Genomic DNA, 2,872 nt, shown 5'->3' with positions numbered 1-2,872 from the left:
CCTATTCCGGTACTATCCAGGGGTTTGCTGCGTTCGGGACGTTTGTATACCTGAACAGTTCGACCAAAGGGCTTGTTCATAAAAGCAATATGCTTACCAGTCACCAGGAAGGGGATACAATTCTGGTGCGGGTAGGAAATGTCAGGGATAATGGAAATATCGACTTAGAAGAGGTAATTATCACTTCATATCAGGTTCAGCCGGTGGTTTGCAAGAAACGTGCGATCCAGCTTGGCGAACTGAAAGGGAAGGTCGGTAGGCGGGTAATGGTTGAGTGCGTGGTTGCCCAGGTTAAACAGACCTCAGGTCCCACGATATTCACACTCATCGATGCCACAGGTTCAGAAAATGCAGCTGGTTTTGTCGAGGCCGGGAAGCGGGCATTTCCTGATGCGAATCAGGGTGACGTGGTTCGGGCAACCGGTGAGGTCATGCAGCGTGGTGGTCAGGTCCAGATCGAGCTTGAGAACCTGAGTGTTTTGCGTGGCAGTGAAGCAGACGAGGTGCTTGCAGGCATTGAACATGCCATCGATGTACGTGCAGAACCCCCTGAAGTTCCACTCCTGGTTGAGAGTGAGGTGCTTGAAAAACTCAGGCCGGCCATGCGGAAGATCGCGAAGATCATCAGGCGTGCGGTTTTCACCGCCCAGCCGATCCTTCTTCGTCATCATGCTGATGCGGATGGGATCTGCTCGGCTGTCTCCATTGAGCAGGCGGTCATCTCCCTTATAAATGAGTCAGGCGGGGATTACGACGCTGATTATTATCTCTTCAAGCGTGCTCCTTCAAAAGCTCCGTTCTACGAGATAGAAGATATTGTCAGAGACCTCGATTATGCCACCCGGGACAATATCAGGTTCGGTCAGAAGATGCCGTTAGTGCTTCTCACTGATAACGGGTCAACTGAAGAGGATCTTCCTGCCATGAAGATGGCAAAGGTCTACGGGATTCCGATGATCGTCTTTGATCATCATCATCCAGATGAGATTGTGGATCAGTATCTCGAAGCGCACGTCAATCCGTACCATGTCGGAGGAGACTACGGGATTACGGCAGGTATGCTCGGAACCGAGATTGCCCGTCTGATCTCTCCTGCAGTTGATCGTCAGATCCGTCACATTGCAGCGGTAGCCGGAGTTGCTGACCGGAGTGATGCCCCTGAGCGGACCAGATATCTGGAACTTTCAGCAGATCGGTTCTCGGAGGTAGAGTGTAAACGGATTGCTCTCGCTCTTGATTACATCCAGTTTTATCTCCGCTTTAACGACGGGAAAGAGTTGATAAAGGACATTCTTGACCTGAATGGCAATCATGAGCGTCATCTTCAGATGGTCTCGCTTCTGGAAGAAGAAGCAAACACTGCCATCACCGAACAGGTGAAGACCTGTATGCCGCACGTCGGGCATACAGTTCTTGGGAACGGGGCACATCTCTTCACGATCGATGTGGAGATTCACGCCCACAAGTTCACGTTTCCCCCGCCTGGCAAAACCTGTGGTGAGGTCCATGACCGCCTCTGCCAGCAGTATGCCGGAGAACCTGTGGTTACGCTTGGGTTCGGACCTGATTTTGTTGTGCTCAGATCACGTGGGGTGCTCATGAACATTCCCCGTATGGTCCGTGAGCTTCGGGACGATCTGCCAGGAGCCGGAGTAAACGGTGGCGGTCACCTTGTCGTGGGAAGTATCAAATTTGTCGAAGGAATGCGGCAGGAAGTGACTGAGCGACTCTCAGAAAAGATTGCCCAGTTTTCAACCGTTGAATAACATTATTTTTTCAGTCTCAATTTTACACGATTAATCATTGGAAATTGCGCATCTATATATGTCTGCATTCTGATTCCTACTTACGCTGATGGAGGTAGCATGTATGCCATCACACACATGTTTGAGAGATAAGTACAATGAGACGCAGACGCGACTCATTACGTATCTCCGTAATGGTCTTGGTTCCGGCAGGCATTACTTTAAGTCCAAATACATTGCAAAGGATTTGGGCCTGTCTTCCAAGGAGGTAGGCACCAATATGGCGATCCTGGCAGAAATCTGTCACGAGATCTCCATTGTCAGGTGGAGCTATTCAAACAGCACCACTTGGATGGTCAGTCCTGCAAAGAATTAAACTTTTTTTCCGCCAATTACTGGGTCTGATGAAGACCATTGTCAGCTTTGAATCCTCACTCGAATTTGTCGGTGACATTAATGAGCAGAAGGATTGTCTGATGTCTCAGGATAATACCCAGGATGATCCAGGTACGCTCTGGTTTAATATTGATGTGCCCAAGGGTCACGGGCTGGTCCCGGGGGACCGGGTCAGGGTTACGGTAGAAAAAATTTGATACAGTGATTGGTTTTTTCCTGGGAATGCTGGACCATTCTCTCGTGAAAACGAAGATTTGGTTTGAGAATCGACCGGTTCGGTCCTCTCGTCTGTTTCACACGGATGATCACTCTTTTTTGAGCGGGTACAGGCCGTTGCTATGCCGCACCAGGTAATACGCAGCACCCAGACTTACCATCAGCAGGCTCAGGCCGATAAGATGAGCCGTGGTGGTATCACTGGTATCAAGCACAATGATCTTTCGAGCTACGGCAATGACTGCAACCATGATGATCACCTCAACATGGATGACATTCTCCCGCAGATATGCAAGAATGGTCTCAAAGAATTCTATTCCTATGAGAACCAGTAGAAAGAGACTGAAGATACTGAGTATCTCTTTGTTCTCAAGCAGGGGGAATGTCCGTTCATCAAAGATGTATTCAAAAACGATATAGGCGAGATCGAGGACTGATGCTATCAATACTATTCCAAGGAGGAAGAGCAGTATTCCATAGAGAGTCTTTTCAAAGCCGGCTATGATCTTGAGCAT

At 49.1% G+C, this 2,872-nt stretch carries 4 protein-coding genes; 3 read left to right on the top strand and 1 reads right to left on the bottom strand.

The genetic code is table 11. The features are described 5' to 3' along the window. From LUQ50_RS13010 to LUQ50_RS13000, 3 genes are all read left to right on the top strand, one after another. The coding region (locus LUQ50_RS13010) for a DHH family phosphoesterase (protein WP_300040338.1) at positions 1-1,766 on the top strand (1,766 nt) is incomplete at its 5' end. A 103-nt stretch (positions 1,767-1,869) separates the two neighbouring features. Further along, positions 1,870-2,121, top strand: a complete 252-nt coding sequence (locus LUQ50_RS13005; RefSeq protein ID WP_300040336.1) for a hypothetical protein — start codon at positions 1,870-1,872, stop codon at positions 2,119-2,121. Between the two features lie 28 nt (positions 2,122-2,149). Then, the gene (locus tag LUQ50_RS13000; RefSeq protein ID WP_300040334.1) at positions 2,150-2,338 is read left to right on the top strand and encodes a hypothetical protein; all 189 of its coding nucleotides are present in this window, start codon (positions 2,150-2,152) and stop codon (positions 2,336-2,338) included. 108 nt (positions 2,339-2,446) lie between these two features. On the opposite strand, the gene LUQ50_RS12995 is transcribed toward LUQ50_RS13000, so the two are convergent. Then, a partial coding sequence (locus tag LUQ50_RS12995; protein WP_300040332.1) for a phosphate-starvation-inducible PsiE family protein occupies positions 2,447-2,872 on the bottom strand: 426 nt, incomplete at its 5' end.

Source organism: Methanospirillum sp. (genome assembly GCF_028679455.1).
GTDB lineage: Archaea > Halobacteriota > Methanomicrobia > Methanomicrobiales > Methanospirillaceae > Methanospirillum.
This window is presented reverse-complemented; position numbering and strand designations above follow the sequence as displayed.